The sequence below is a fragment of the Paracoccus simplex genome, from assembly GCF_042648325.1.
Taxonomy (GTDB): domain Bacteria; phylum Pseudomonadota; class Alphaproteobacteria; order Rhodobacterales; family Rhodobacteraceae; genus Paracoccus; species Paracoccus simplex.
Genome location: NZ_JBHRXE010000012.1, coordinates 114,404 through 140,028, shown reverse-complemented (window position 1 = coordinate 140,028; position 25,625 = coordinate 114,404). Strand labels below are relative to the sequence as shown.

The 25,625-nt window shown below is 67.3% G+C and carries 25 protein-coding genes and 1 pseudogene; 17 read left to right on the top strand and 9 right to left on the bottom strand.

What is annotated here, in order from left to right; genetic code table 11:
- The 3 genes and pseudogenes from ACFOMP_RS06100 to ACFOMP_RS06090 all read right to left on the bottom strand — a co-directional run.
- Nucleotides 1–498 (bottom strand): annotated as a pseudogene (locus ACFOMP_RS06100) (GGDEF domain-containing protein); the annotation flags it as partial.
- A complete protein-coding gene (locus tag ACFOMP_RS06095) occupies nt 495–1,067 on the bottom strand; it encodes a heme NO-binding domain-containing protein (protein ID WP_379028574.1) in 573 nt (190 codons plus the stop codon). The gene ACFOMP_RS06095 and the pseudogene ACFOMP_RS06100, both read right to left, overlap by 4 nt.
- Nucleotides 1,068–1,087: 20 nt before the next feature.
- Complete coding sequence (locus ACFOMP_RS06090) at nt 1,088–3,277, bottom strand: ComEC/Rec2 family competence protein (protein WP_379028572.1); 2,190 nt, start codon at nt 3,275–3,277, stop codon at nt 1,088–1,090.
- A 122-nt stretch (nt 3,278–3,399) separates the two neighbouring features.
- Between ACFOMP_RS06090 and gltX the strand changes: the two genes are divergently transcribed.
- The 4 genes from gltX to ACFOMP_RS06070 all read left to right on the top strand — a co-directional run bounded on the left by gltX (nt 3,400) and on the right by ACFOMP_RS06070 (nt 7,334).
- A complete protein-coding gene (gene gltX, locus ACFOMP_RS06085; RefSeq protein ID WP_379028570.1) occupies nt 3,400–4,806 on the top strand; it encodes a glutamate--tRNA ligase in 1,407 nt (468 codons plus the stop codon).
- Nucleotides 4,807–4,857: 51 nt separating this feature from the next.
- A complete protein-coding gene (gene gltA / locus ACFOMP_RS06080; RefSeq protein ID WP_379028568.1) occupies nt 4,858–6,150 on the top strand; it encodes a citrate synthase in 1,293 nt (430 codons plus the stop codon).
- Between the two features lie 68 nt (nt 6,151–6,218).
- Nucleotides 6,219–6,599 carry a DUF1284 domain-containing protein gene (locus ACFOMP_RS06075; protein ID WP_289895329.1) on the top strand — a complete coding sequence of 127 codons (381 nt, stop codon included), beginning with the start codon at nt 6,219–6,221 and terminating at the stop codon, nt 6,597–6,599.
- 81 nt (nt 6,600–6,680) lie between these two features.
- On the top strand, nt 6,681–7,334 hold the full coding sequence (locus ACFOMP_RS06070) for an SDR family NAD(P)-dependent oxidoreductase (RefSeq protein WP_379028566.1): 654 nt from the start codon (nt 6,681–6,683) through the stop codon (nt 7,332–7,334).
- 24 nt (nt 7,335–7,358) lie between these two features.
- On the opposite strand, the gene ACFOMP_RS06065 is transcribed toward ACFOMP_RS06070, so the two are convergent.
- The gene (locus ACFOMP_RS06065) at nt 7,359–8,792 is read right to left on the bottom strand and encodes a cobyric acid synthase (RefSeq protein ID WP_379028564.1); all 1,434 of its coding nucleotides are present in this window, start codon (nt 8,790–8,792) and stop codon (nt 7,359–7,361) included.
- A 69-nt stretch (nt 8,793–8,861) separates the two neighbouring features.
- Here ACFOMP_RS06065 and secG point away from each other — a divergent pair, with 69 nt between their 5' ends.
- The 11 genes from secG to ACFOMP_RS06010 all read left to right on the top strand — a co-directional run bounded on the left by secG (nt 8,862) and on the right by ACFOMP_RS06010 (nt 18,366).
- Complete coding sequence (gene secG, locus ACFOMP_RS06060; protein WP_379028562.1) at nt 8,862–9,434, top strand: preprotein translocase subunit SecG; 573 nt, start codon at nt 8,862–8,864, stop codon at nt 9,432–9,434.
- Nucleotides 9,435–9,579: 145 nt separating this feature from the next.
- Complete coding sequence (locus ACFOMP_RS06055) at nt 9,580–11,223, top strand: CTP synthase (protein ID WP_289895326.1); 1,644 nt, start codon at nt 9,580–9,582, stop codon at nt 11,221–11,223.
- Between the two features lie 47 nt (nt 11,224–11,270).
- Nucleotides 11,271–11,726 (top strand): hypothetical protein, encoded by a 456-nt coding sequence (locus tag ACFOMP_RS06050; RefSeq protein WP_289895325.1) that lies wholly within the window; start codon nt 11,271–11,273, stop codon nt 11,724–11,726.
- A gap of 74 nt (nt 11,727–11,800) precedes the next feature.
- The gene (gene ppk2, locus ACFOMP_RS06045) at nt 11,801–12,709 is read left to right on the top strand and encodes a polyphosphate kinase 2 (RefSeq protein ID WP_289895324.1); all 909 of its coding nucleotides are present in this window, start codon (nt 11,801–11,803) and stop codon (nt 12,707–12,709) included.
- A 72-nt stretch (nt 12,710–12,781) separates the two neighbouring features.
- Nucleotides 12,782–13,078 carry a DUF1330 domain-containing protein gene (locus tag ACFOMP_RS06040; RefSeq protein ID WP_289895323.1) on the top strand — a complete coding sequence of 99 codons (297 nt, stop codon included), beginning with the start codon at nt 12,782–12,784 and terminating at the stop codon, nt 13,076–13,078.
- Nucleotides 13,079–13,130: 52 nt separating this feature from the next.
- Nucleotides 13,131–13,592, top strand: a complete 462-nt coding sequence (locus ACFOMP_RS06035) for a tellurite resistance TerB family protein (RefSeq protein WP_379028559.1) — start codon at nt 13,131–13,133, stop codon at nt 13,590–13,592.
- Between the two features lie 127 nt (nt 13,593–13,719).
- The gene (locus tag ACFOMP_RS06030; RefSeq protein ID WP_379028557.1) at nt 13,720–14,529 is read left to right on the top strand and encodes an ABC transporter ATP-binding protein; all 810 of its coding nucleotides are present in this window, start codon (nt 13,720–13,722) and stop codon (nt 14,527–14,529) included.
- A 25-nt stretch (nt 14,530–14,554) separates the two neighbouring features.
- Nucleotides 14,555–15,277: a transporter substrate-binding domain-containing protein gene (locus ACFOMP_RS06025; RefSeq protein ID WP_019352248.1), complete on the top strand. Its 723-nt coding sequence runs from the start codon at nt 14,555–14,557 to the stop codon at nt 15,275–15,277.
- Nucleotides 15,278–15,328: 51 nt separating this feature from the next.
- Nucleotides 15,329–16,207, top strand: coding sequence for an ABC transporter permease (locus tag ACFOMP_RS06020; RefSeq protein ID WP_379028555.1), 879 nt, complete (start codon nt 15,329–15,331; stop codon nt 16,205–16,207).
- Nucleotides 16,204–17,031, top strand: coding sequence for an ABC transporter permease (locus tag ACFOMP_RS06015; RefSeq protein ID WP_289895318.1), 828 nt, complete (start codon nt 16,204–16,206; stop codon nt 17,029–17,031). Before ACFOMP_RS06020 ends, ACFOMP_RS06015 begins: the two co-directional genes overlap by 4 nt.
- Before the next feature lie 3 nt (nt 17,032–17,034).
- On the top strand, nt 17,035–18,366 hold the full coding sequence (locus tag ACFOMP_RS06010) for a glutamine synthetase family protein (protein ID WP_379028553.1): 1,332 nt from the start codon (nt 17,035–17,037) through the stop codon (nt 18,364–18,366).
- A gap of 105 nt (nt 18,367–18,471) precedes the next feature.
- Here ACFOMP_RS06010 and ACFOMP_RS06005 read toward each other — a convergent pair whose 3' ends face one another.
- Nucleotides 18,472–18,783, bottom strand: a complete 312-nt coding sequence (locus ACFOMP_RS06005) for an ETC complex I subunit (protein ID WP_379028551.1) — start codon at nt 18,781–18,783, stop codon at nt 18,472–18,474.
- A gap of 179 nt (nt 18,784–18,962) precedes the next feature.
- Here ACFOMP_RS06005 and uvrB point away from each other — a divergent pair, with 179 nt between their 5' ends.
- Nucleotides 18,963–21,149: an excinuclease ABC subunit UvrB gene (uvrB, locus tag ACFOMP_RS06000; RefSeq protein WP_379028549.1), complete on the top strand. Its 2,187-nt coding sequence runs from the start codon at nt 18,963–18,965 to the stop codon at nt 21,147–21,149.
- Between the two features lie 69 nt (nt 21,150–21,218).
- Here uvrB and ACFOMP_RS05995 read toward each other — a convergent pair whose 3' ends face one another.
- The 3 genes from ACFOMP_RS05995 to ACFOMP_RS05985 form a co-directional block, all read right to left on the bottom strand.
- Nucleotides 21,219–21,509, bottom strand: a complete 291-nt coding sequence (locus ACFOMP_RS05995; RefSeq protein WP_289895315.1) for an I78 family peptidase inhibitor — start codon at nt 21,507–21,509, stop codon at nt 21,219–21,221.
- A gap of 93 nt (nt 21,510–21,602) precedes the next feature.
- Nucleotides 21,603–22,238, bottom strand: coding sequence for a ParA family partition ATPase (gene parA, locus ACFOMP_RS05990; protein ID WP_289895314.1), 636 nt, complete (start codon nt 22,236–22,238; stop codon nt 21,603–21,605).
- Nucleotides 22,239–22,352: 114 nt separating this feature from the next.
- Nucleotides 22,353–22,676, bottom strand: a complete 324-nt coding sequence (locus tag ACFOMP_RS05985) for an antibiotic biosynthesis monooxygenase family protein (protein WP_019351580.1) — start codon at nt 22,674–22,676, stop codon at nt 22,353–22,355.
- Nucleotides 22,677–22,821: 145 nt separating this feature from the next.
- Here ACFOMP_RS05985 and ACFOMP_RS05980 point away from each other — a divergent pair, with 145 nt between their 5' ends.
- Nucleotides 22,822–23,871: a dipeptidase gene (locus tag ACFOMP_RS05980; protein WP_379028546.1), complete on the top strand. Its 1,050-nt coding sequence runs from the start codon at nt 22,822–22,824 to the stop codon at nt 23,869–23,871.
- Nucleotides 23,872–24,032: 161 nt separating this feature from the next.
- Here the strand turns inward: ACFOMP_RS05980 and ppx are convergent, their stop codons facing one another.
- Nucleotides 24,033–25,574 carry an exopolyphosphatase gene (gene ppx, locus ACFOMP_RS05975; protein WP_379028544.1) on the bottom strand — a complete coding sequence of 514 codons (1,542 nt, stop codon included), beginning with the start codon at nt 25,572–25,574 and terminating at the stop codon, nt 24,033–24,035.
- Nucleotides 25,575–25,625: the final 51 nt, after the last annotated feature.

Sequence of the window (25,625 nt, the reverse complement as noted above, 5' to 3'; positions counted from 1 at the left end):
CAGGTCAAAGGCCCGTTTGTTCAGGGCGCCCGTCAACGGGTCGGTGACCGAAAGGCGCTCGGCGGCGTCGCGGGCCTCCTTGAGGATCTGGTTCACCCTGTGCAGCTCCTCCGAAATGGCCCGGTTCGCTTCCTGAAGGAAGAAGCACTCCATGGCCAGGTCCGTGGGCGGAAAGTCGGAATTGGTCAGGTCGAAGCTGCGCGCGGCGTTCTCGAGTGAGGCCCCGAAGCCGAAATTCAGGATCAGGGCATCCCCGGATCTTGCGCAATGCGCGACCAGGCTGATTCCCGGATGGGATTGCAGACTGACCGGGCGGAGGTTCCGGCCGCTCCGCTCCAGCAGGATCCTTTCGACATCCCCCCGGAATGCTTCCGGCAACTTGTCTTTCCCGTTCAGCAGTTTGGAGAGCGTTCTGCCTGTGGACAAGATCCTGCCATCCGGTCCCAGCACCAGATGCATCGGCATAAGCTCATCCAGGCATGCCAGGCTGATATTCATCGGAATGCCTCGCGACGGCGATAGAGACTGAAATGTCTCTTCATCGAATATTCCGACTGGGCGACCCGCGCGGCGATCCCGGCATTCGATGCAAGAATGATTGCAAGGGCGCCATAATCGTCGGCCATGCCCCTCAGCACCCCGGCGATGATGGACAGAAATCCCGGCTGATGGTCGCTGGCCGATATCCGGTAACAGTCCGCATGGTCGATCGCCACGCGAAGGTCGGGTATGAGCAACTGGGGTATGACCAGCCTGATGCGGTTCGGAAGATCCTGGAGGGATTCAAGAAAATCGCCATAGCTCTCGCCGCTGAAACGAAGCAGGCGCCTGATCTGCTCCTGCCGGGTCAGCCATGAGCCGATATCCTCGAGATATTCGTTCCTGGACTTTCCCACCAGCATGGCCGCCGCAATGACCAAAGAATATGTCACCCGGTTCGGGGTTTCGTTCCAGGTCAGGAAGATGTTCGGATCGGCCTTGGTTCTAAGCAGAACCCGCGTCCACAGGTCGTCGCCGTAAGTGGCACGCGTAAAGGCCTCGACGGATCTGTTCACCAGACCATGCATGTCAAACCATCCTGTCGATCTTACTGCCAAATTCGGCCATGCCCCTGGTCATCGGCCGGGGTGATTTCCCAGTGATCGCGGTTGAGGCTGATGGATATGGCCCCCCGCGCCCGCAGTTGCGCCATGTCGATGATCGTGCAATCCCTTTGCCGCAGACCCTCTCGGCGCAATTCGGTGGCAGCGACCAGGATCAGGTCCGGGGGACAGTCGATCGTCTCGACGTCTTTGGCCGCTTTGCCGGTCAGATGGCGTATGCGCAGCCCGGTTCCGCCAAAGTTCAGTTCCGCCTGTCGATCGGAATATTCGCCCCGCCAGAGTGTTCGCGAGGCCGCCATTGTCTGGGCCGCCGGATCACCGTCGGCCTCCAGCCAGTTGGCGACGGCATAGCTGCCGCCCCTGGGCTTGGAAGGGACGCGGCCGGCGGGGGTCATGGCCGCAACCGCCTCGCCATCGGGCGAGATCAGGACAGCGGGCCGCTCGGCCGTCAGCCAGAGCAGCGCCGCAGCGGCAAGCAGGGTCGCGCCGGCGCCGCGCCGGACAAGCAGCGCCCCCCGCCTTGCGGTTTCGCCCAGCGGCCCCAGAAACAGCAGCACCGCGCCGATCCCGAGCAGCGGCAGCACGGCGGCCGGCGCGGCGGGAAGCAGTATTACAGCACCTTGAAGATCGGCGATCCAGCCGGCGACCAGCAGCATCCATTGCGTCCCGAGCCCCATCACCCAAAGCGCGGGCTGCGCCAGGCCCAGCGGCGCCAGGACCGCCGCGATGACGGCGCCGGGCATGACCAGCGTCCCGACCACCGGCACCACCAGAAGATTGGCCAGCAGCCCGTATTGGGTCATGCGGCCGAAATGCACCGCCGCGATCGGCGAGGTGGCAAGGCTGGCCACGACCGAGGAGAGCAGCAACACCACCACGGGCCGGACCCACCAGGGAAGCCGGGGCGCCAGCTTCAGCCAGGGCTCCTGCACCAGGATCAGCGCCGCGGTGGCGGCGAAGCTCATCTGGAAGCCGGGCTCGGTCAGGGCTTCGGGGCCGAGCAGCAGCACCAGCGTCCCGGCAACGGCCACGGTGCGCAGCGAGACCGCGCGCCGGTCGACGATGATGGCCAGCAGCATCACCGCCACCATGATGAAGGCGCGCTCGGTGGCGACGCCGCCGCCCGACAGCCATAGGTAGAGCCCCGAGACCGCCAGCGCACCGGCCGCCGCCAGCTTGTGCACCGGCATGGCGAGCGGTCCGACCAGCCCCTGCGCCGCGGTTCCGGCGAGACGCAGCGCCGCATAGACGAAGCCGGCCAGCATGCTCATGTGCAGGCCCGAGATCGAGACGATGTGATAAAGGTTCGAGGCGCGCATGATCTCGTTCGTCTGTTCCGAGATACCCGAGCGGTCGCCGGTCACCAGCGCCGCCGAGACCGCCCCGGCCTGACCGCCGATGCGTTCGCGCATGGTCCCGGCCAGCGCCATGCGCAGGCGATGCAGGGCCAGCGCACCGTCATTCGCCGGCCGGGCCACGGTCATGATCGGGGTCCGGCTGTGGCCCACCGCCCCGAGCCTTTTGAACCAGGCCAGGCGGCGGAAATCGAAGCCGCCCGGTTCGGAGGGGCCGGAGGGCGGGCTCAGATGGGCGGTCAGCATGATGCGCTGGCCGGGCACGGGCAGATGCTGCGGGCTCATCAGCGAGATCCTGACTCGCGCGGGCGTCCGGCCCGGCGGCACGTCGTCAAGCACCACCCGGTCGAGCAGCAGTCTCATCCGGTCGCCGGCGGAGCGGTCGATGCCGATCACCCGCCCCTCGACCGGACCGTAATAACGGAATTCCAGCACCGGTGCCGCCACCAGATGCGCGCGCAACCCGGCCAGGCCGGCGCCGAACAGCACCAGAAACAGCGCCATGGCCGACAATCGGCAGCGGTCGGCCCAGATCCAGGCGCAGCGATCGCGCCGCGCCAGGCCCAGGACCAGCGGCGGCACCAGCAGGCACATGCCGGCGGCCAGCGCCAGCAAGGCATAGAATCCCGGCCCCGGCTCATCCCGCAGCAGGAACCAGCCGCCGATGCCGAGCGACAGCCAGAACGGCACCCAGGGCAGAAACCCGGCCCGGATCGTCACCGACACCCGGGCCGGCGCTGGGTGCGGCACGGCCGATGCACGCGGCCGGCGTGCCGGCTGCAGGCCTGTCCGGGCCATGGCGGGGCTTGCCGAATCCATCCGCAACTTGTCCTTGTCACGTCACTTGCGTATCTCTGGCGCCAAGATTGGCATGCCGTCCCTTTCGAAACGGTTAACGGCACTAGCCAATGCCCCTGTTTTCTGGACTGACCGGACCCTCGATGACTGATTCCCGCCCCGTCGTGACCCGCTTCGCCCCCTCGCCCACCGGCTATCTGCATATCGGCGGGGCGCGGACGGCACTGTTCAACTGGCTCTATGCCCGCGGCCGGGACGGAAAGTTCCTGCTGCGCATCGAGGATACCGACCGCGCCCGTTCGACCCCCGAGGCGACCGAGGCGATTCTGCAGGGCCTGCGCTGGCTCGGCCTCGACTGGGATGGCGAGCCGGTCAGCCAGTTCGCCGGGCGCGAGCGTCACGCCGAGGTCGCCCGCGCCATGCTGGAGAACGGCACGGCCTACAAATGCTTCTCGACCGCCGAGGAGATCGAGGCGTTTCGCGAACGGGCCAAGGCCGAAGGCCGTTCGACCCTGTTCCTGTCGCCCTGGCGCGACGCCGATCCGGCAAGCCTGCCCGACGCGCCCTATGCGATCCGGCTGAAGGCGCCGCGCGACGGCGAGACGGTGGTGCATGACGCGGTGCAGGGCGACGTGACCTTCGGCAACGAACAACTGGACGACATGGTGCTGCTGCGCTCGGACGGGACGCCGACCTATATGCATGCGGTGGTGGTGGACGATCACGACATGGGTGTGACCCATGTGATCCGCGGCGACGACCACCTGACCAATGCCGCGCGGCAGATCCAGATCTACCAGGCCATGGGCTGGGAGATCCCGGTCTTTGCCCATATCCCGCTGATCCACGGCACCGACGGCAAGAAGCTGTCCAAGCGCCACGGTGCGGTTGGCCTGCACGAATATGCGGCGATGGGCTACCCGGCCGCGGCCATGCGCAATTACCTGGCCCGGCTGGGCTGGAGCCATGGCGACGACGAGCTTTTCGACGACGACCAGGCCCGGGCCTGGTTCGACCTGCCGGGAATCGGCAAGGCGCCGGCCCGGCTGGACTTCAAGAAGCTGGAACATGTCAGCGGCTGGCATATCGCGCGGATGAACGATGCCGAGCTGCTGGAGGAGATCGCGGCTTTCCGCGCCGCCACCGGCGCCGCGCCGCTGACAGACCGGCAAATCGGCTGGCTGCGTCCGGCCCTTGCGGCGCTGAAGGCAAAGGCCAAGACCCTGCCGGCGCTGCTGGAACAGGCGCATTTCGCGCTGGTCTCCCGGCCCGTCGCGGTCGAGGACAAGGCCGCGGCGGCGCTGGATTCTGTATCCCGTGGTATACTGAATGAATTGACTGCCGCAGTGCAGAATGCTAGCTGGGAGCGCGACGAACTCGAGGCGGCCGCCAAAGCGATTGGCGAGTCGCACGGGCTGGGACTGGGCAAGGTTGCGGCGCCGCTGCGCGCAGCTCTGGCCGGCCGCAGTTCGACCCCCAGCGTGTTCGACATGATGTTGGCACTTGGCCGCGACGAGACGCTGGCCCGGCTGCAGGATCAGGCGGGCTGAGACCCGCGCCCATCCCCCGGCCCGGCCGGAGACAGGTGAAAGGAACAGTGAATGGCAGAAAGCAAATCCGCAAAGCTGCTGGTCGAAGGCAAGGAGCTTGAGCTTCCGATCCTGAGCCCGACGGCAGGCCCGGATGTCCTCGACATCCGCAAGCTCTACGCCCAGGCGGACGTCTTCACCTACGACCCCGGCTTCACTTCGACCGCGTCCTGCGACTCGACCATCACCTATATCGACGGTGACAAGGGCGAGCTGTGGTATCGCGGCTACCCGATCGAGCAGCTGGCCGATCAGTCGCATTACCTGGAAGTCTGCTACCTGCTGCTTTACGGCGAGCTGCCGAACAAGGACCAGCTGGCGGATTTCGAGACCCGGATCACCCGCCACACCATGGTGCATGAGCAGATGCACTATTTCTTCCGCGGCTTCCGCCGCGACAGCCATCCGATGGCGACCATGGTCGGCGTGGTCGGGGCGATGTCGGCCTTTTATCACGACTCGATCGACATCAACGACCCGGTGCAGCGCGAGATCGCCTCGATCCGGCTGATCGCCAAGGTGCCGACCATCGCCGCCATGGCCTATAAGTATTCGCTGGGCCAACCCTTCGTCTATCCGCGGAACGAGCTGGATTATGCCAGCAATTTCCTGCACATGTGCTTCTCGGTCCCGGCCGAACCCTATCATGTCGACCCGGCGCTGTCGCGGGCCATGGACCGCATCTTCACGCTTCATGCCGATCACGAGCAGAACGCCTCGACCTCGACCGTGCGGCTGGCCGGCTCCTCGGGCGCGAATCCCTTCGCCTGCATCGCGGCCGGCATTGCCTGCCTCTGGGGTCCGGCGCATGGCGGCGCCAACCAGGCCTGCCTGGAAATGCTGCGCGAGATCGGCTCGGTCGAGCGCATCCCCGAGTTCATCGCCCGCGCCAAGGACAAGAACGACCCGTTCCGGCTGATGGGTTTCGGCCATCGGGTCTACAAGAACTTCGACCCGCGCGCCAAGGTGATGAAGGAATCGGCCGACGAGGTGCTGGACCTCTTGGGCGTTCACAACAACCCGACGCTGCAGGTCGCCAAGGAGCTGGAACGGATCGCGCTGGAGGACGAGTATTTCGTCTCGAAGAAGCTCTATCCGAACGTCGATTTCTACTCGGGGATCATCCTCGAGGCGATGGGCTTCCCGACCTCGATGTTCACGCCGATCTTCGCGCTGTCGCGCACCGTCGGCTGGATCTCGCAGTGGAAGGAGATGATCGCCGATCCGCAGAACAAGATCGGCCGCCCGCGCCAGCTTTACGTCGGCTCGCCGCGACGCGACTACAAGCCGCTGGACGCCCGCTGAGCGCTTCCGACCAGAACCAAGACCGGCCCCGGAACAGTTCCGGGGCCGTTCTGCTGCGCCCGCACCATGTGCTTTGCTCGATCGGCTGGCAGGGGCGCGGCTATTCGCCGGACTTCACCGAGAACATGAACGCCATCGTGCATGACCGGCTGCGCGCCGATCCGCAGACGCCGGTGGTCTTCACCGTCATGGCCGATTCGATCTGCGGCCCCTGTCCGTCGCGGCGCGGCATCGGCTGCGCCTCGGACGAGCGCATCTCGCGGCTGGACAAGCGCCATGCCGCGGCGCTCGGCATCCGCCCGGGCCAGCGCATGAGCTGGGCCGAGGCGCAGGCCCGCGCCACCGCGCGGCTGGCGCCCGAGGACCTGAACCGGATCTGCAGCGGCTGCCAATGGCTGGGGCTGGGCATGTGCCAAAGCGCGCTGGCCCGACTGCAACAGCCCGGTTGACGGCCAGGCAATGTGACGCAGCCGCGCCACTGCACCGGCAAGGGGCTTGCGCGCGGCGGCGGCCGATGCGAAATCGGCGCCATGACCGAGCATGACAAAATCGCGCTGATCACCGGCGCCTCGCGCGGCCTTGGCGCCGCTTTGGCCGAAACCCTCGCCGGGCGGGGCTGGCACATCCTTGCCGTCGCCCGCACCACCGGCGCGCTGGAGGAGCTCGACGACCGCATCCGCAAGGCCGGCGGCTCGGCGACGCTGGCGCCGATGGATGTCGGCCGGCCCGAGGCCATGGTGCAGATGGTGCAGGCCGTCATGTCCCGCTGGGGCGGGCTGGACCTCTGGGCGCATTGCGCGATCCATGCCGCGCCGCTGTCCCCGGCCGGGCATGTCGATGGCAAGGATTTCCAGAAATCGGTCGATCTGAACCTGGTCGCCACGCGCGGGCTGATCGGGCTGATCGAGCCGCTGCTGCGCGCCCGCAACGGCACGGCGCTGTTCTTCGACGACCGGCGCGCCGGGCAGAAATTCTTCGGCAGCTACGGCGCCACCAAGGCCGGGCAGATCGCCCTGGCCCGCAGCTGGCAGGCCGAGAACGAGACCCTGGGCCCGCGCGTGGTCATCGCCGAGCCGGCGCCGATGCCGACCGCCACCCGCGCGCGCTTTTTCCCCGGCGAGGACCGCGCCCGCCTGATCCCTTGCCAGGCCGAGGCTGCGCGCATCCTGGCCGAGATTCTCTAGCAGGCCGACGCGAAACCCCGGTCCCTAGCGCGCCAGCGCGAAGAGCGCATCAATGTCCAGATGCACTTCCAGATGCGCGGCCAGCCGGTCCAGCACGTCCTCGACGCCGGCGCCGTAATCCAGCGCCGAGGCGGTACCGAATCCGGCCAGCCAGGCGGCGCGGAAGGCATCGCCGGAAAACAGCCCGTGCAGATAGGTGCCGGCGACGCGGCCGTCGGGGCTGACGGCGCCGTCCGACTCGGGGATATGGGCGAAGGGGCGGGCGCAGTCCGGGCCCTCGGTGCGGCCCATGTGGATCTCGTAGCCCTCGACCGGCTGGCCGAGCGCCGTGCCTTCGATCCGCGTCAGCCGCTTCTCGGAGGACATGCGGGTCTCGACATCCAGCAGGCCAAGGCCCGGGGTGCTGCCGGGGCTGCCGTCATGCCCCTCGGGGTCGTGGACCCGGCGGCCCAGCATCTGATAGCCGCCGCAGATGCCTAGCACCCGGCCGCCACGCCGCATATGCGCGCAAAGGTCGATGTCCCAACCCTGCTCGCGCAGGAAGGCCAGGTCGCCGCGCGTCGATTTGGTGCCCGGCAGGATCACCAGATCGGCGTTGCCGGGCAGCGCCTGCCCGGGCGGCACCATGGTCAGCCGCACCCCCGGCTCGGCCGCCAGCGGGTCGAGATCGTCGAAATTGGCGATCCGCGACAGCATCGGGCAGGCGATGTGCAGCCCGCCCGTGCCCGAGACGCGGCGCAGATCCACCGCATCCTCGGCCGGCAGCAGCGCGGCATCGGGGAACCAGGGCACCAGCCCCAGATCCGGCCAGCCGGTGCGCCCGGCGATGAAGGCGCGCCCGGCGTCGAACAGCGCCGGATCGCCGCGGAAGCGGTTGATCAGGAAGCCGCGGATCATCGCGGCATCCTCGGGGTCGATCACCGCCTGGGTGCCGACGATCTGCGCGATCACGCCGCCGCGGTCGATATCGCCGGCCAGCACCACCGGCACGCTGGCCGCGCGGGCAAAGCCCATGTTGGCGATGTCGCGGGCGCGCAGGTTGACCTCGGCCGGGCTGCCCGCGCCCTCGACCAGCACCAGTTCATGCGCGGCGCGCAGCCTGGCGAAGCTGTCCTGCACCGCGCCCATCAGCCGCGCCTTCAGCGCACCGTAATCCGCCGCCGCCGCCCGGGTCACGGCGCGGCCCTGCACCACCACCTGCGCGGCCCGGTCGGTCTCGGGCTTCAGCAGAACCGGGTTCATGTGCACCGAGGGCGCCAGACCCGCCGCCCGCGCCTGCAGCGCCTGCGCCCGGCCGATCTCGCCCCCGTCCGGGGTCACGGCGGCATTGTTCGACATATTCTGCGGCTTGAAGGGCGCCACAGTGATTCCGCGCCGCCGCGCGGCCCGGCACAACCCCGCCACCAGCAGGGATTTTCCTACATTCGACCCGGTCCCCTGGATCATCAGCGCGCCCATGCCCGCCCCCGCTTGCCAATCCGTGCCTTGGTGACTAGATAGGCGCGTCGCTGAATGAAAGGCCCCGTGGTGGAAAACGTCGTTCTTACCGTGCATCTGATCCTCGCCGTGCTTCTGATCGGGGTGGTGCTGCTGCAGCGGTCCGAAGGCGGCGGCCTTGGCATGGGCAGCGGCGGAGGCGGCGGGGTCATGACCGGCCGCCAGGCGGCGAATGCGCTGTCGCGCCTGACCTGGATCTTTGCCATCGGCTTCATCATCACTTCGATGACCCTCACCGTCATCGCGGCCCGCAACGCTTCGAGCGGCTCGATCGTCGACCAGCTCGACCTTGGCGGCGGCTCGCAGCAAGCCCCGGCCACCTCGCTGCCGGGCATCGGCGAATATCGGCCGCCGCCCGGCGCCGGCCAGCGCGTGGTTCCGGGCGCCGGCCAGCCGGTCGCGCCGCCTGCGCCGGCCTCGCAGGCGCCGGCCGCCACCGAAGGCGATGCGCCCGCAGCGCAGCCGGTGACGCCGCCGGCGGCGGAAACCCCGGCCGCGCCCTTGGCCCCGGCACCCGAGGCGCCGACCGCAGAAACCCCGGCCGCCGAAACCCCGGCCGCAGCGCCGCCGGCCGATCCGGCCGCAGCGCCCGCCAATAACTGACACCACAACTTGGGGCGCGACGGGCGCCCCTTACAACAACTTGCGGTCCGTTGCGGCCACGGGATAAATCGGATATGACTCGAGTCCCGTGAAACCGCCCAGATTCGGGCCGCGATCTTCTATTGGATTATTCACGGGGGCCTCGATGGCGCGTTACATCTTCATCACCGGCGGTGTGGTTTCTTCGCTCGGCAAGGGGCTGGCATCGGCGGCGCTGGGGGCGCTGTTGCAGGCGCGCGGCTTCACCGTCCGGCTGCGCAAGCTCGACCCCTACCTGAACGTCGATCCCGGCACGATGAGCCCCTTCGAGCATGGCGAGGTCTTCGTCACCGACGACGGGGCCGAGACCGACCTGGACCTGGGCCATTACGAGCGCTTCACCGGCGTTTCGGCGCGCAGGACCGACTCGGTTTCCTCGGGCCGCATCTATTCCAACGTGCTGGAGAAGGAGCGCCGCGGCGCCTATCTGGGCAAGACCATCCAGGTCATCCCGCACGTCACCAACGAAATCAAGGACTTCCTGGCCGTGGGCGAGGACGAGGTCGATTTCATGCTCTGCGAGATCGGCGGCACCGTGGGCGACATCGAGGGCCTGCCCTTCTTCGAGGCCATCCGGCAATTCTCGCAGGAGCGGCCGCGCGGACAATGCATCTTCATGCACCTGACGCTGCTGCCCTATCTGGCCGCCTCGGGCGAGCTGAAGACCAAGCCCACGCAGCATTCGGTCAAGGAGCTGCGCTCGATCGGCCTGCAGCCCGACGTGCTGGTCTGCCGCAGCGAGCATCCGATCCCGGAAAAGGAACGCGCCAAGATCGCGCTGTTCTGCAACGTCCGTCCCGATGCGGTGATCCCGGCCTATGACCTGAGGTCGATCTACGAGGCGCCGCTGGCCTATCACCGCGCCGGCCTCGACCAGGCGGTGCTGGACGCTTTCCAGATCAGCCCGGCCCCGCGCCCCGACCTGACCCGGTGGGAGGACGTGATGGACCGGCTGACCCATGCCGAGGGCCAGGTCCGCATCGCCGTGGTCGGCAAGTATACCCAGCTTGAGGACGCCTATAAATCCATCGCCGAGGCGCTGACCCATGGCGGCATGGCCAATCGCGTCCGCGTCAAGGCCGACTGGGTCGACAGCGAGAAGTTGGAAGGCGAAGGCGCGCATCTGCTGGACGGCTATAACGGTATCATCGTCCCCGGCGGTTTCGGCGAACGCGGCACCGAGGGCATGATCGCCGCCGCCCGCTACGCGCGCGAGAAGAAGGTGCCCTATCTGGGCATCTGCCTGGGCATGCAGATGGCGGTGATCGAGGCGGCGCGGAACCTTGCCGACATGCCCGACGCCGGCTCCGAGGAGTTCGACCACGAGGCCGGCAAGACCCGCTTCACCCCGGTCGTCTACCACCTCAAGGAATGGGTGCAGGGCAATTACACCGTGCAGCGCAAGCTGACCGACGACAAGGGCGGCACCATGCGGCTGGGCGCCTATACGGCGGTGCTGGCGGCGGGCTCGAAGATCTCGGAAATCTACGACGGCGCGCTGGAGATCGAGGACCGCCACCGCCACCGCTACGAGGTGGACGCGAAATATCGCGAGCAGCTCGAGACCGCGGGGCTCAGCTTCTCGGGCATGTCGCCGGACGGGCGGTTGCCCGAGGTGGTGGAATATCGCGACCATCCCTGGTTCATCGGCGTGCAGTCGCATCCCGAGCTGAAGTCGAAGCCCTTCGAGCCTGCGCCGCTGTTCGCCGGCTTCATCCGCGCCGCGATGGATAACGAGCGGCTGGTCTGAACCGCCGCGCCGCGCCATAATGCCGGGACCAGAGAAACGGTCCCGACATGCGTCTTGCCCTGCTATCCGCCCTGTTGCTTGCTGCCGCACCCGCGTTTGCGGATGCGCCGCTGTTCCTGATCGACCAGACGCGCCTGCCCTTCGACCTTGGCCCCGGCGCGCCGCAGAACCAGCCCTCGCGGCAGCCGAACTCGCCGCATGCGGCGGCGAATTCGGCGGCGAACTCGGCCAACAGCGCCGCGAGCCATGCCAATTCGCCGCGCAACCCCGCCAATGAAAAGCGGGTGATCTTCACCGCCGACGGCTCGGTGGTGGGCTATTACGCGCCGAACGGCTCGGGGACGCTGAACCTGTTCACCGTGACCGGCAAGCGCGTCGCCTATCGGCCCAGGGGCAGCAAGAGCCTGTTTTCCAGCGACGGACGCTGGTGCGGCACGGTGGCGGATGCCAGCGGCGGCGGATTCGCCTTCGGCATCATCCGCGACTGCGCGGGACTGTTCTAGCCGCGATGCGCGGCGATGACACCGGATCGTCACATTGCGGGGCTAGATCGCGCATGACACAGCAGGAGATCCCCATGCAGGACCAGACGCCCAACGACTGGCTGGAAGCCGAGCTTCAGGACACGCTCGACGAGGATGTCGAGATCGAGATGGAAGACGCGGTCCTGTCGCAGGAGATCGCCCGCATCTATCGCGACACCCATTCCGACCAGATGCCGCGCGCCGACTATTTCCGCGAATTGCTGCGTCTGCAGTCCGAGCTGATCAAGCTGCAGGACTGGGTGGCCCATAACAAGGAAAAGGTCGTCGTCATCTTCGAAGGCCGCGACAGCGCCGGCAAGGGCGGCGCCATCAAGCGCATCACCCAGCGGCTGAACCCGCGCGTCGCCCGGGTCGTCGCCCTGCCCGCGCCCTCGGACCGCGAAAAGACGCAATGGTATTTCCAGCGTTACGTCCCGCACCTGCCGGCCGGGGGCGAGATCGTGCTTTTCGACCGCAGCTGGTACAACCGTGCCGGGGTCGAGCGGGTGATGGGCTTCGCCACCGAGGAGGAGGTGCAGCAGTTCTTCGACGACGTGCCGGAATTCGAGCGGATGCTGGTGCGGTCCGGCATCCGGCTGGTGAAATACTGGTTCTCGATCACCGACGAAGAGCAGCAGATGCGCTTCCTGATGCGCATCCACGACCCGCTGAAACAGTGGAAACTGTCGCCGATGGACCTGCAATCCCGCATCCGCTGGGAGGATTACACCAAGGCCAAGGAAGAGATGTTCGAGCGCACCAACATCGCCGAGGCGCCCTGGTATATCGTGCCCGGCAACGACAAGAAGCGGGCGCGGTTGAACTGCATGGCGCATCTGCTGACGCAGATCCCCTACGGCCCGGTCCCGCACGAGGAGATCACCCTGCCCGACCGGGTCTTCAATCCGGATTACGAGCGCGAGGTGCTGCCGCCCGAACTCTACGTGCCGCAACGTTACTGAGGCCGGATGGGGCTTGCGGCTGCCGGCCGGCGCGGCATGATCGGCGCGCACCTCGTCCGCAAGGAGCCCATCTTGCCCAAAGCCTATTGGATCGGCCATGTCACGGTCGACGACCCCGCCGCCTACGAGGCCTATCGCCGGGCCAATGCCGCGGCCTTCCAGAAATACGGCGCGCGTTTCCTGGTGCGCGGCGGTGCGCTGGAGGTGGTCGAGGGCCGGATGCGGCCCCGCACCGTGGTGATCGAATTCGCCGACCTGGAAACCGCCCGCGCCTGCTATCACAGTCCCGAATACCAGGCGGCGCTGGCGCTGCGCCAGCCCTGCTCGATCGCGGACCTGGCCATTGTCGAGGGCTGGGAATCTGTCTGACACATTTCCGAAACCTGTTGTTGCCGCCCCGAATTGTCCTAATATCCGGCCCATGTTTCGCAACCTGCTGAGCCGCCTTTTCACCGACACCTCCGATCCGACCCGCCTGAGCGGGCAGGATGCCGAGGTGGCCATCGCCGCGCTTCTGGTGCGCCTCGCCCGTGCCGACGACCATTATGGTCCGGCCGAGAAGCTGCGCATCGACCAGATCCTGGCCCGCCGCCGCGGCCTGAGCGCCACCGAAGCGACCGAGTGGCGGGTGGCGGCCGAAATGATCGAGGCCGAGGCACCGGACACCGTGCGCTTCACCCGCACGGTCAAGGACCGAATCGAGCTGGCCGACCGGCACGACATCATCGCCGCCATGTGGGAGGTCGCCTTTGCCGACGGCCGCCGCGACGCGGACGAGGAATCGCTGGTGCGGCTGGTCGCCGGCCTGCTGGGGATCAACGACCGCGATGCGGCGCTGGCTCGGCAAAGGGCGATGAACGGCCTTGGGCTGACCGATCCGTGACCGGAATCGCCCAGCCCGCGGCGAAGCGCCCGCCGCCCGTATCCACGCCCCCGCAGCGTGACAACCTGACTGGAAAGCCAGCAAGGAAACCGTTGCAATCGCCCGATAAATATCGCCTCATATCCGCATGAGCCACAGTGAACAGAACGCGGCACCGGCCGAAGCGGCCCGGGTGCCGGTGATAGAGATCCGCGACCTGCACAAGGCCTATGGCCCGCTCCAGGTTCTCAAGGGCGTCAGCCTGACCGCCCCGCGCGGCCATGTCATCAGCCTGATCGGCTCCTCGGGCTCGGGCAAGTCGACGCTGCTGCGCTGCTGCAACCTGCTCGAGGACAGCCAGCAGGGCGAGATCCTGTTCGAGGGCGAATCGGTCCGCTGGCGCGGCGCCGGCCCGGCGCGGGTGCCCGCCGACCGCGCCCAGGTGACGCGGCTGCGCACCAACCTGTCGATGGTGTTCCAGCAGTTCAACCTGTGGTCGCACATGACCGTCCTGCAGAACGTCATGGAGGCGCCGGTCCATGTCCTGAAGCGCAATCCGGCCGAGGTCGAGGCACGGGCCCGCGAATTGCTGGCCAAGGTCGGCATCGGCGACAAGGCCGGGGCCTGGCCGGCGCAATTGTCGGGCGGCCAGCAGCAGCGCGCCGCCATCGCCCGCGCGCTCTGCATGGAGCCCAAGGCGCTGCTGCTGGATGAACCGACCAGCGCGCTCGACCCGGAATTGCAGCAGGAGGTGGTGCGGGTCATCAAGACCCTGGCAACCGAGCATCGCACCATGCTGCTCGTCACCCATGACATGCGGCTGGCGGCCGATGTCAGCGATCACGTGGTTTTCCTCCATCAGGGCCGGATCGAGGAAGAGGGGTCGCCGGCGCAGCTGTTCGGGGCGCCGCGCTCCGAGCGGCTGCGCCAGTTCCTGAGCGCAACCATGGCCCAATGACAAGACCAACAGGAGACTGGATGAAATGAAGAAACTGATGGTTGCCGCCGCGGCGCTCGTCCTGACCGCGGGCATGGGCATGGCACAGACCGTGCGCATCGCGACCGAGGGAGCCTATCCTCCCTACAACCTCGTGAACGAACAGGGCCAGCTTGCCGGGTTCGAGGTCGATCTGGGCAACGAGTTGTGCAAGCGCGCCGAGTTGCAATGCACCTGGGTCAAGAACGACTGGGATTCCATCATCCCGAACCTGGTCTCGTCGAACTACGACGCGATCATGGCGGCGATGAGCATCAACGAGGAGCGCAAGAAGGCCATCGCCTTCACCCAGGACTACCTGCCGCCCGCGCCCTCCTCCTATGTGGCGCTGGATGAAGGCGCCGACCTGGAAGGCGGCATCATCGCGGTGCAGACCGGGACCGTGCAGGCCTCGCATATCGCCGGCACCAAGGCGACGATGCTGGAATATCCCAATATCGACCAGGTCTTCGCCGCCGTCCGCAATGGCGAGGCCGACGCCGCCTTCGGCGACCACGAGGTCATGCGCCCCTTCGTCGAAGATAGCGACGACCTGATCTTCGTGGGCGAGCAGGTGCGGCTGGACGAGGGCATCGGCATCGGCCTGCGCCAGTCCGACAACGCGCTGCGCGACAAGCTGAATGCGGCGATCGACTCCATGAAGCAGGACGGCAGCCTGAACGAAATGATCCGGAAGTATTTCGGCGCGGACGCGCAGACGCACGAATGATCTGACTGACACCGCCGCGGCCGGTGCCGCGGCGGCCAAACCGGCGGCACGATGTTTCCCATTTGCACCGATCCCTCTGCCCTGCAGGGCCTGGCCTGGTTGTCATGCTATCTGACGACCGGCAGCCACATGCTGTTCTATGCCAGCTTCGGCACGGTGCTGGCGCTTCTGGCGATCACCGCGCCGGTGGCGCTGCTGTTCGGCTTCGGCGGCGCCATGGCCGCGCGGTCGCGCCTGACGCCGCTGCGCTGGTTCGGGCGCGTCTATACCTCGATGGTGCGCGGCGTGCCGGACATCATCTTCTTCCTGTTCGTGCCGATCGCGCTGGACCAGGGTTTCGAATGGCTGCGCTCGCGCGTCTATTGCGACCCGTCGGTGCCGGTGCGGCAGGGCAATGAGTTCATCGTCTGCGCCGCCGCCAAACTGCCGCTCTCGACCTCGCCGGAATGGGTGCATCAGCTCTATGGCATCTTCCTGGCGGTGATCGCCTTCGCGGTGGTCTTCGGCGCCTTTGCCGCCAACGTGCTGCATGGCGCCATGGCTGCCGTGCCGCGCGCCCAGCTCGAGACCGCCGAGGCCTACGGCATGAGCCCGCGCCAGGTGAACCGGCGCGTCCTGATCCCGCAGATGTGGACCTATGCCCTGCCCGGCCTGGCCAATCTGTGGATGATCCTGATCAAGGCCACGCCGCTGCTGTTCGTGCTGGGCATCGAGGACATCGTCTATTGGGCGCGCGAGCTGGGATCGGCTAAGACCAGCGCCTATGCCTATCCGCATCCCGACTGGCGCATCTACTATTTCCTGGCCGTCCTGGTCTTCTATCTGCTGATGACCTGGGGGTCCGAGCGGATCTTCGACCGGCTCAGGACGCGGCTCTCGGCCGGGCAGGCCACCGCCGCCGGCGAGGCGATGCGAAAGGCCGCCACATGAACCAGTGCCTGCAGACCCTTCAGGACTACGGGCTGCGCGCCATCGGCATGGGCGAACGGCTGCTGCCGCGCAGCGGCTTCAGCCTGTGCGAGCAAATGACGCTGATCGGTTCCGGGCTGATCTGGAACATCTATTTCGGCGCGCTGGCGGTGTTCTTCGGCTTCTTCCTGGCCAATGCGCTGGCGATGGCCAAGGCCAGCCGCAACCCGTTGCTGCGCAAGCCGGCGGAATGGTTCGTTTTCCTGTTCCGTGGCAGCCCGCTCTTCATCCAGTTCTTTCTGGCCTATGAGATGCTGGTGCAATTGCCCCGCGCCGGCATCGAGGTGCTGGGCATCACCGTGCAGACCCATTGGATGACCCGGGCCTGGGCCGGGGCGCTGCTGGTGCTGGTGCTGAACACCGCCGCCTATTCGGCCGAGATCTTCCACGGCGCGCTGCGCAACCTGCCCAAGGGGGAACTGGAGGCCGCCGATGCCTATGGCATGGCCGGCTGGACCCGCTATCGCCGCGTCGTCTGGCCGACCGCGATGCGCCTCGCCTGGCCCGCCTATACCAACGAGGCGATTTTCCTGTTCCATGCCACGACGCTGGTGTTCTTTTCCGGCTTCCCGGCCTTCCAGCAACGCGGCGACGCACTTTATTACGCGAACTATTTCGCCGACAAGACCTTCAACCCCTTCGTCGCCTATCCGATCGTCGCGGCCTATTTCGTCCTTCTGACACTGGGGCTGATCGCGCTGTTCGGGGTGGCCAATCGGCGGTTGAACCGCCATCTGCCCGGCGCGGCGAAGAAGATCCGCTACCGGCCCAATCTCATCAGGTGATCCATGGACTGGCTGCGCGAGCATCCGGAAGTCAAGACCATCCGCATCGCAGCCGCCGATCTGAACGGCGTGGCGCGCGGCAAGCGCATCCCGGCGCGCTTTGCCGACAAGCTGCTGAGCGAGGGCACGAAATTCCCGTTCTCGGTGTTGAACATGGACATCTGGGGCGAGGATATCGAGGACAGCCCGCTGGTCTTCCAGGCCGGCGACCCCGACGGGCTGCTGCTGCCGACCGAACGCGGCTTCATGCCCATGCCCTGGCTCGAGGCGCCGACCGGTCTCTTGCCGATCTGGATGTTCCACCTGGACGGCCGCCCCTATGAGGGCGATCCGCGCCAGGCACTGGCCCGGGTCGTGGACCGCTACAAGGCCGCCGGCCTGACCCCGGTGGTGGCGACCGAGCTGGAGTTCTTCCTGATCGACGATTCCGGCGGCCAGTTGCGCGTGCCGCCCAGCCCGCGTTCGGGCAAGCGCCGCACCGGGGCCGAAACGCTGAGCCTGCGCGCCCTCGACGCCTTCGACCGCTTCTTTACCGCGCTTTACCAGGCCTGCGAGGCGATGGACATTCCCGCCGATACCGCGATCTCGGAAGCCGCGCCGGGCCAGTTCGAGATCAACCTGATGCACCAGCCCGACCCGCTGAAAGCCGCCGACGATGCCTGGCTGTTCAAGCTGCTGGTCAAGGGCTTGGCGCGGCAGTATGGCTTCGCCGGCTCGTTCATGGCCAAGCCCTATGAGGAATGGAACGGCTCGGGCATGCACATGCATTTCTCGGTGCTGGACCGGCAGGGCCGCAATGTCTTCGACAATGGCGGCGACGAGGGGTCGGAGATGTTGCGCCATGCCGTCGCCGGCTGCCTTGCCGCCATGCCCGGCTCGACGCTGCTGTTCGCCCCGCACGAGAACAGCTACGACCGGCTGGTGCCCAACGCCCATGCGCCGACCGGCATCGGCTGGGCCTATGAGAACCGCACCTCGGCCATCCGCATCCCCTCCTCGGGTCCGAAAGCGCGCCGGATCGAGCATCGGGTGGCCGGCGGCGACGTGAATCCCTACCTGACGGTCGCGGCGGTGCTGGGCGCGGCGCTGAACGGCATCGAGGACAAGGCCGAACCGCCGCCGCCGATCAAGGGCAATGCCTACGAGCAGGGGCTGGAGCAGCTTCCGGGAAGCTGGGGCGACGCGATCGACGCCTTCGCCGCCTCGCCCGAGATCAGGCGCATCTTCCCGTCGCATCTGATCGAGAACTTCGTCATGACCAAGCGGCAGGAACTGCGTTACATGGCCGAACTGTCGGACGAGGAAACCGTCGAGCTTTATCTCGACACGGTCTGAGCGGCGGCAGCGCCGCGATTCGCGGTATTTGGACAACGAAGAAGCCGAGGGCGCCGCCCCCGGCTTCTCTGTTCCTCGAATGCCCGCTTTCGCGGCGCGGCCGGATCAGTGCGTCCAGGGTGCCCGGCGATCATAGGCGAAGTTCTCGCCATAGCCGCGGGGGCGGATATTGGCGGCGCGGTCATGCGGCTCGATCACCTCGTAGTCGAGCCCCTTTTCGCGGGCATAATCCTCGGCCTGCTTGCGGGTCTCGAAGCGCAGGCGCACCTGGGCCTGGGTGTCGTCGCTGCTGGTCCAGCCCATCAGCGGGTCGATCTCGCGCGCGTCGGCGGCGGGAAAGACCAGCACCCATTCCTTGGTGCGCGCGACGCCCGATTGCATCGCATTGCGGGCAGGCTTGTAGATGCGGACTCGCATTGGCGGGAACCCTCTGTTCTTGCTTGCCCGCCTTATCCCCGATGCGGGGCGGCCGATCAAGATGCCCGGACCGCGATTTCCTGCCGCACATGCAGGATTGTCGCCCGATCTGCTTCGGCCGGGGTTGCATCGCGGCGCGAAAGCGCCAGATTCACCCAGGCAGGAACAAAGGTGAAACCATGGGCCACAACAACACCAACGCCCCCGTCGCGCGCTTCGCCGAGGTGACGCGGCCCAAGCTTGAGGGCGGCAAGCGCTTCGTCATGCAATCCGAGTTCCAGCCGGCCGGCGACCAGCCCACCGCCATCGTCGAGCTGTCCCGGGGGGTGATGGACGGCGAGCGCGATCAGGTGTTGCTGGGCGCCACCGGCACCGGCAAGACCTATACCATGGCCAAGGTGATCGAGGCGACGCAGCGCCCCGCCATCATCCTGGCCCCGAACAAGACCCTGGCCGCGCAATTATACGGCGAGTTCAAAGGCTTTTTCCCGGAAAACGCCGTCGAATATTTCGTCAGCTATTACGACTACTATCAGCCCGAAGCCTATGTGCCGCGCTCGGACACCTATATCGAGAAGGAGTCGCAGATCAACGAGGCCATCGACCGGATGCGCCATTCGGCCACCCGGGCGCTGCTGGAGCGCGACGACGTGATCATCGTCGCCTCGGTCAGCTGCATCTACGGCATCGGCTCGGTCGAGACCTATTCGGCGATGACCCAGGACATGGTGGTCGGCCAGCTTTACGACCAGCGCGAATTCCTGGCCGAGCTGGTCGCGCAGCAATACCGCCGCCTTGACGCCGCCTTCCAGCGCGGCGGCTTCCGGGTGCGCGGCGATGTGGTCGAGGTCTGGCCGGCGCACCTGGAAGACCGGGCCTGGCGCTTCGACTTCTTCGGAAATGAGCTTGAATCCATTACCGAATTCGACCCCCTGACCGGGGCAAAGACCGACGGCTTCAAGCAGATCCGCATCTATGCCAACAGCCACTACGTCACCCCGCGCCCGACTTTGCAACAAGCAATCAAGGGAATACGCGCCGAACTTCAGGCGCGGCTGAAGCAATTGACCGATGAGGGCAAGCTGCTGGAGGCGCAGCGGCTCGAGCAACGCACGAACTTCGATCTGGAAATGCTTGAAGCGACAGGGGTTTGCAACGGGATCGAGAACTATTCTCGCTACCTGACCGGCCGCGCGCCGGGCGAACCGCCACCGACGCTGTTCGAGTTCATCCCCGACAATGCCATCGTCTTTGCGGATGAATCGCATGTCTCGGTGCCGCAGATCGGCGGCATGTATCGCGGCGACTTCCGGCGCAAGTTCACCCTGGCCGAGCACGGCTTCCGCCTGCCCTCCTGCATGGACAACCGGCCGCTGAAATTCGAGGAATGGGACGCCATGCGCCCGCAATCGGTCTATGTCAGCGCCACGCCGGCGCAATGGGAACTGGACCAGACCGGCGGCGTCTTTACCGAACAGGTCATCCGCCCCACCGGCCTGCTGGATCCGCAGATCGAGATCCGCCCGGTCGAGATGCAGGTGGACGATCTCTTGGACGAGGTGCGCAAGGTCAGCGCCGCCGGCATGCGCACGCTGGTCACCACCCTGACCAAGCGCATGGCCGAGGATCTGACCGAATATCTGCATGAACAAGGCATCCGCGTGCGCTACATGCACAGCGACATCGACACCATCGAGCGCATCGAGATCCTGCGCGACCTGCGGCTGGGCGCCTTCGACGTGCTGGTCGGCATCAACTTGTTGCGCGAAGGCCTTGATATTCCAGAATGCGGCCTGGTCGCCATCCTGGATGCGGACAAGGAAGGTTTCCTGCGCTCGGAAACCTCGCTGATCCAGACCATCGGTCGCGCCGCCCGCAATGCCGACGGCCGCGTCATCATGTATGCCGACCGCATCACCGGCAGCATGGAGCGCGCCATGGCCGAGACCGAGCGCCGGCGGCAGAAACAGATGGCCTACAACCTCGAACATGGCATCACCCCGCAAACCGTGCGCAAGAATGTCGAGGATGTGCTGGCCGGGCTCTGGCAGGGGGACACCGACCAGTCGCGCATCACCACCCGCATCGACAAGCCCCTGGTCGGCGCGAACCTGCAGGCCCATCTGGACGCGCTGCGCGTCCAGATGCGCAAGGCAGCCGAGAACCTGGAATTCGAGGAAGCCGCCCGGCTGCGCGACGAGGTCAAGCGGCTGGAGGCGGTGGAACTGGCCGTCGCCGACGACCCGCTGGCCCGGCAATCGGCCATCGAGGAAGCCGCCGAGGCGGCGGTCAAATCCTCGGGGCGCTCCACCGCCGGCCGCGCCGGGCAGCGGGGCGGCAACAAGCGATCCAGGCGCCGGTCCTGAGCGCGGGGCCGGCGGCGGCCCCTGCTTCGTTGCCCAAATACCCGTCAGACCCCGGCGCCGGACGCCGGGTCAGCCGCAGCTCACCCGGACCAGCTTGCCGGTCTTGTCATGTTCGAAGTTCAGCCGGGCCGGGTTGTAATCCATGGTCACCGGGTCGCCGGTCTTGTAGCTGCGATAGGGCGTGTTGGCCGGCACGCTGATGGTCGGGCCGGTCTGGCCGATCAGCGGCAGGTAGCGGCTGGCGCCACAGCTGTCATCGGCAATCGCGGGCGGCGCGGCGGGTTCCGGGGCGGTCGATTCCGGGACGCAGGCCGCCGCCAGCAGCGGGGCGAGCATCACGACGGGCAGGATCGGCTTCATGGGACGGTCTCCTCGATACGGACAACTCGGCGACAACGCCCCGGGCATCGGCGGGTTCCTTGCCTTGCGCGGCTCGGCGGAACGCCGCCGATCTCAGGGCAGGCGAGACAGGATCTCGTCGGTCAGCGCCTCGACCTCGGCCCGGGCCTGGGCATGGCGCGACCCGTCGCCCGCGCCCAGCCCCTGGCCCAGCGTCTCGGCATAGCCGACGCGGTTGGCGATCTGCGCGCCGGCCACCTCGGCGCCCAGTTCCTCGGCCTTCCCGGCCACTTCCACCGCCAGGCGGGTATGCGGCCGGGTGCGGTTCAGCACGATCAGCATATCGCATTTCTCGCGCCGGGCCAGGTCCAGAACCCCCTCGGTCGCCCACAGGTCGACATGGCTGGTCGCCACCGGCACCAGCACCAGATCGGCCACCCGCAGCGCCGGGCGCAGGTCGCTGTCGATCTTGGGCGGCGTGTCGATGATGACGTAATCGAAACGCTTCTTCAGCTTGTCGGATTCGTAGCTGGCCCCCCAGGCCGAGGAGGTCGAGAACTCCAGCGCCTCGTCCTCGCCCAGCCGGCCCAGCCGTTCCAGGAACCAGCGCCCCATGCTGCCCTGCGGATCGGTGTCCAGCAGCGCGACGGTATGCCCGCGCCCGCGCAGCGCCACCGCCAGATTCACCGCGATGGTGGTCTTGCCCGAGCCGCCCTTCTGCTGGGCAACCGTGATGATGCGTCCTGCCATGAGCCCTCCGTTCCGGCCTCGGCCCGCCCGGCGTTGCGGGCCGTTTTCCGCCAGACTAGGGGCGAAACGCACGCAAGGCGAGGCTTTTTCGCAGCCGCAGCATCGGCCGGCGCCTCAGGCTTGCCAGGTGTCGATCACCTCGTACATCACCGGCTCGAAATGCCGGCACATGGCGGCGATGGCCCGGTTCCTCTCGCGCATCTCGGGGCTGCGCAGCATGGCCTGATAGTCGCGCCGGTCGCGCCATTGCGAATAGGTGGCGATGCGGGTCTGCGCATCGTTCAGATGGATCGCCCCCGAGATATAGCCGGGCTGTTGGCTGATCACATGCTTGTAGGCATCGTTCAGCGCGTCGATCACGTCATGCGCCGAACCGGGTGTCACCTCGAAGGTGCAGATCACCGTCTGGCCGTCGAATTCCTTTGCGATCCGGGTCATTGGCTGGGCCTCCTCTTGCCTCGCGACAGCTGCAGCTTAGCGCAGGACGGCGGGAATGGCAGCGGTTTTCCGGCTTGCCGGTCAGGAGGTTGCAGCTTCCCGGCATCGGGCGCATGGTGCGGCCACTGAGCGAAAGGAAGGCGCGATGATTCCGGTCTTTGACGGTCACAACGATTTTCTGCAGCGCATGGTGGCCGCGGGGCCGGCGCGCGACCGGCTCTGGCTCGAGGGCGACGGCACCGGTCATCTGGATCTGCCGCGCATGAGGTTGGGCGGCTTCGCCGGCGGCTTCTTCGCCATCTGGACGCCCTCGCCGCCCGGCCCCGACGATGCGCTGGCCGCGATGCTGAAGAAGAACCCGCCCTTCACGCTTCCGCTGCCGGCCGAAGTGCCGGCCGCCGCGGCCCTGCCCCATGCCCTGGCCCAGGCCGGGCAACTGATGGCAATGGCGCGGACCGGCACGCTGGACATCTGCCGCACCGCCGCCGAACTGCGCTCCAGCATCGCCGCCGGCCGCATCGCCGCCATCCTGCATATCGAGGGCGCCGAGCCGATCCCCGATCTTGACGCGCTGCATGTCTGGCACGCCATGGGGCTGCGCTCGCTGGGGCCGGTCTGGTCGCGGCCGACCCGCTATGCCCATGGCGTGCCCTTCGCCTTCCCGTCCTCGCCCGATACCGGGCCGGGGCTGACAGAGGCGGGCAAGGATCTGGTGCGGGAATGCAACCGGCTGCGGATCATGCTGGACCTGTCGCATCTGAACGAGAAGGGCTTCGACGACGTGGCGCGGCTGTCGGATGCGCCGCTGGTCGCCAGCCATAGCTGCGCCCATGCCGTGGCGCCCAGCTCGCGCAACCTGACCGACCGGCAATTGCGGGTGATCGCCGGCACCGGCGGCCTGGTCGGGCTGAATTTCGCCGTGGGCTTCCTGCATCCCGAGGGCCGGCGCGAGCCGATGCACGGCTTCGAGATCATGCTGCGCCATCTCGACCACCTGCTGTCCCTGCTGGGCGAGGATGGCGTCGCGCTCGGCTCGGATTTCGACGGCGCCGACATGCCCGAGGATCTGGCCGATGCCTCGGCGCTGCCGAACCTGATCGAGGCGATGCTGGCACATGGTTATGGCCGCGATCTGGTGGAAAAGATCGCCTGGAAGAACTGGCTTTCAGTGCTGGAACGGACCTGGGGCGCCTGAAGGACCGCTCTCGGCGTCCGAAGGATCGCCGGGGGCTCCCGATCTGACACCAGACCTGCGGCGACTGCGCCGGGACGATCGCTGCGGCGTGGGGCAAGGATGCCCGGGACGGCGGCGCCGGGAAGCCGTCGGCTCGTTCGGGCAGGGTCGACCCGGGACGGTCAGTCCTGCGTCACCACCGGCGCCACCCCCAGCGCCTCGGCCAGCGCCCGGAAACGCGCCTCGGCCACCTCGCCCATCAGCGCCCGGCCGGTGCGGGTCAGCTTCAGCTCCAAAAGCTTCTTCTTGGGCGGCAGCTTCAGCGTTCCCGCCTCGGCCGGATCCTTGACCGAGAACATGGCGCCGAAGCGCATCGCCTTGCCCAGCACCTCGGCATCGCGGATCTCCTTGTCCGAGAGCAGCGCGAACAGCGGCGCCATCGGCGAATTGGCGCGGCTGTTCTTGTAGCGATGCAGCAGCGACAGGCCCAGGAACACCCGCTCGGGATGCGACAGCGCAGCCATGTTGGCCCGCGTCACATTGTCGAAACAGGCGTCGGCGCGATAGTCGGGATGGGTGCGCCAGGTGGTGTCATGCAGCAGGCAGGCGGCGCGGATCAGCCGGTCGCGCTCGGGCGGCAGGTCGCCGAACAGCGGCTCGAGGAACTGGTAGAGCTTCTTGCCGAACCCCGGCATCCGCGCCATCTGCCGCTCGGCGAAGCGTGCCGCCTCGATCAGCGGATCGCGAGAGCGCAGGCCCGAGGGCATCTGCTCGTAGAGCAGCCCTTCGCGGATGCCATAGGAGGAGACGGCCAGCGATTTCGGCTTCATGCTTTCGACCAGCTGGCGCAGCACCAGGCTGGCCAGCGGCACCAGCTCCATCCGGCTTTGCGAGATGCCGGTCATCGCCCGCATTTCGGACACCGTCTTGTCGCCGATCCATTTCACCGTGTCGGCCACCGCCTCGGGCGACATGCGGTATTCATGCAGCACCGTCATCGGGTATTTCACCCGTTCCATGTCCAGCCGCGCGATCGCCCGCCAGGAACCGCCGACCAGGTAGATCTGCTCATGCCCGCGCCCCAGCACGGCGGCGGCCTGGTCGATCGCCTTGCGGATATGGTCGCGCAGGCCCGAGGCGCCGCCCTTGACCTGCTGCAGCCGGAACGGGCCCAGCGGCGTCGAGACACGGCGGCCGACCTCGCCGTCGGCGACCTCGGCCAGTTCCATCGAGTTGCCGCCGATGTCGCAGACCAGCCCCTTCGCATCCGGCCAGCCCAGCAGCACGCCCTGTGCGGACAGCCGCGCTTCTTCCTCGCCCTCGATCACATGCAGCTTGAGGCCGGTCTCTTTCTCGACCGCCTTGCGGAAGACGGGGCCATCCTCGGCCTCGCGCACGGCGGCGGTGGCGACGCAGGTCAGCGGCTTGATGCCCATGCCCTCGGCCAGGGCGGCGAAGCGCCGCAGCGCCACCATGCCGCGCTGCACGCCCTCGGGGTTCAGCCGGCCGGTGGTGGCCAGTCCCTGCCCCAGCCCGGCCATGACCTTCTCGTTGTAGAAATAGGCCGGCGAGCGCGCCGCGCCGTCGAAGACCACCATGCGGATCGAGTTCGAGCCGACATCGACCACGCCCACCCGGCTCAGCGAGCGTTCCGAGGCCCGCTCGAACAGCGATCTCCCGAAGGGCTCGATGGTTTCTCCGCTAGCGGTCAAGACACCGTTCATCGGGTTCCTCTCGATTCCGTTACCTCGTGGGCACGCGCGCCTTGGATGGGG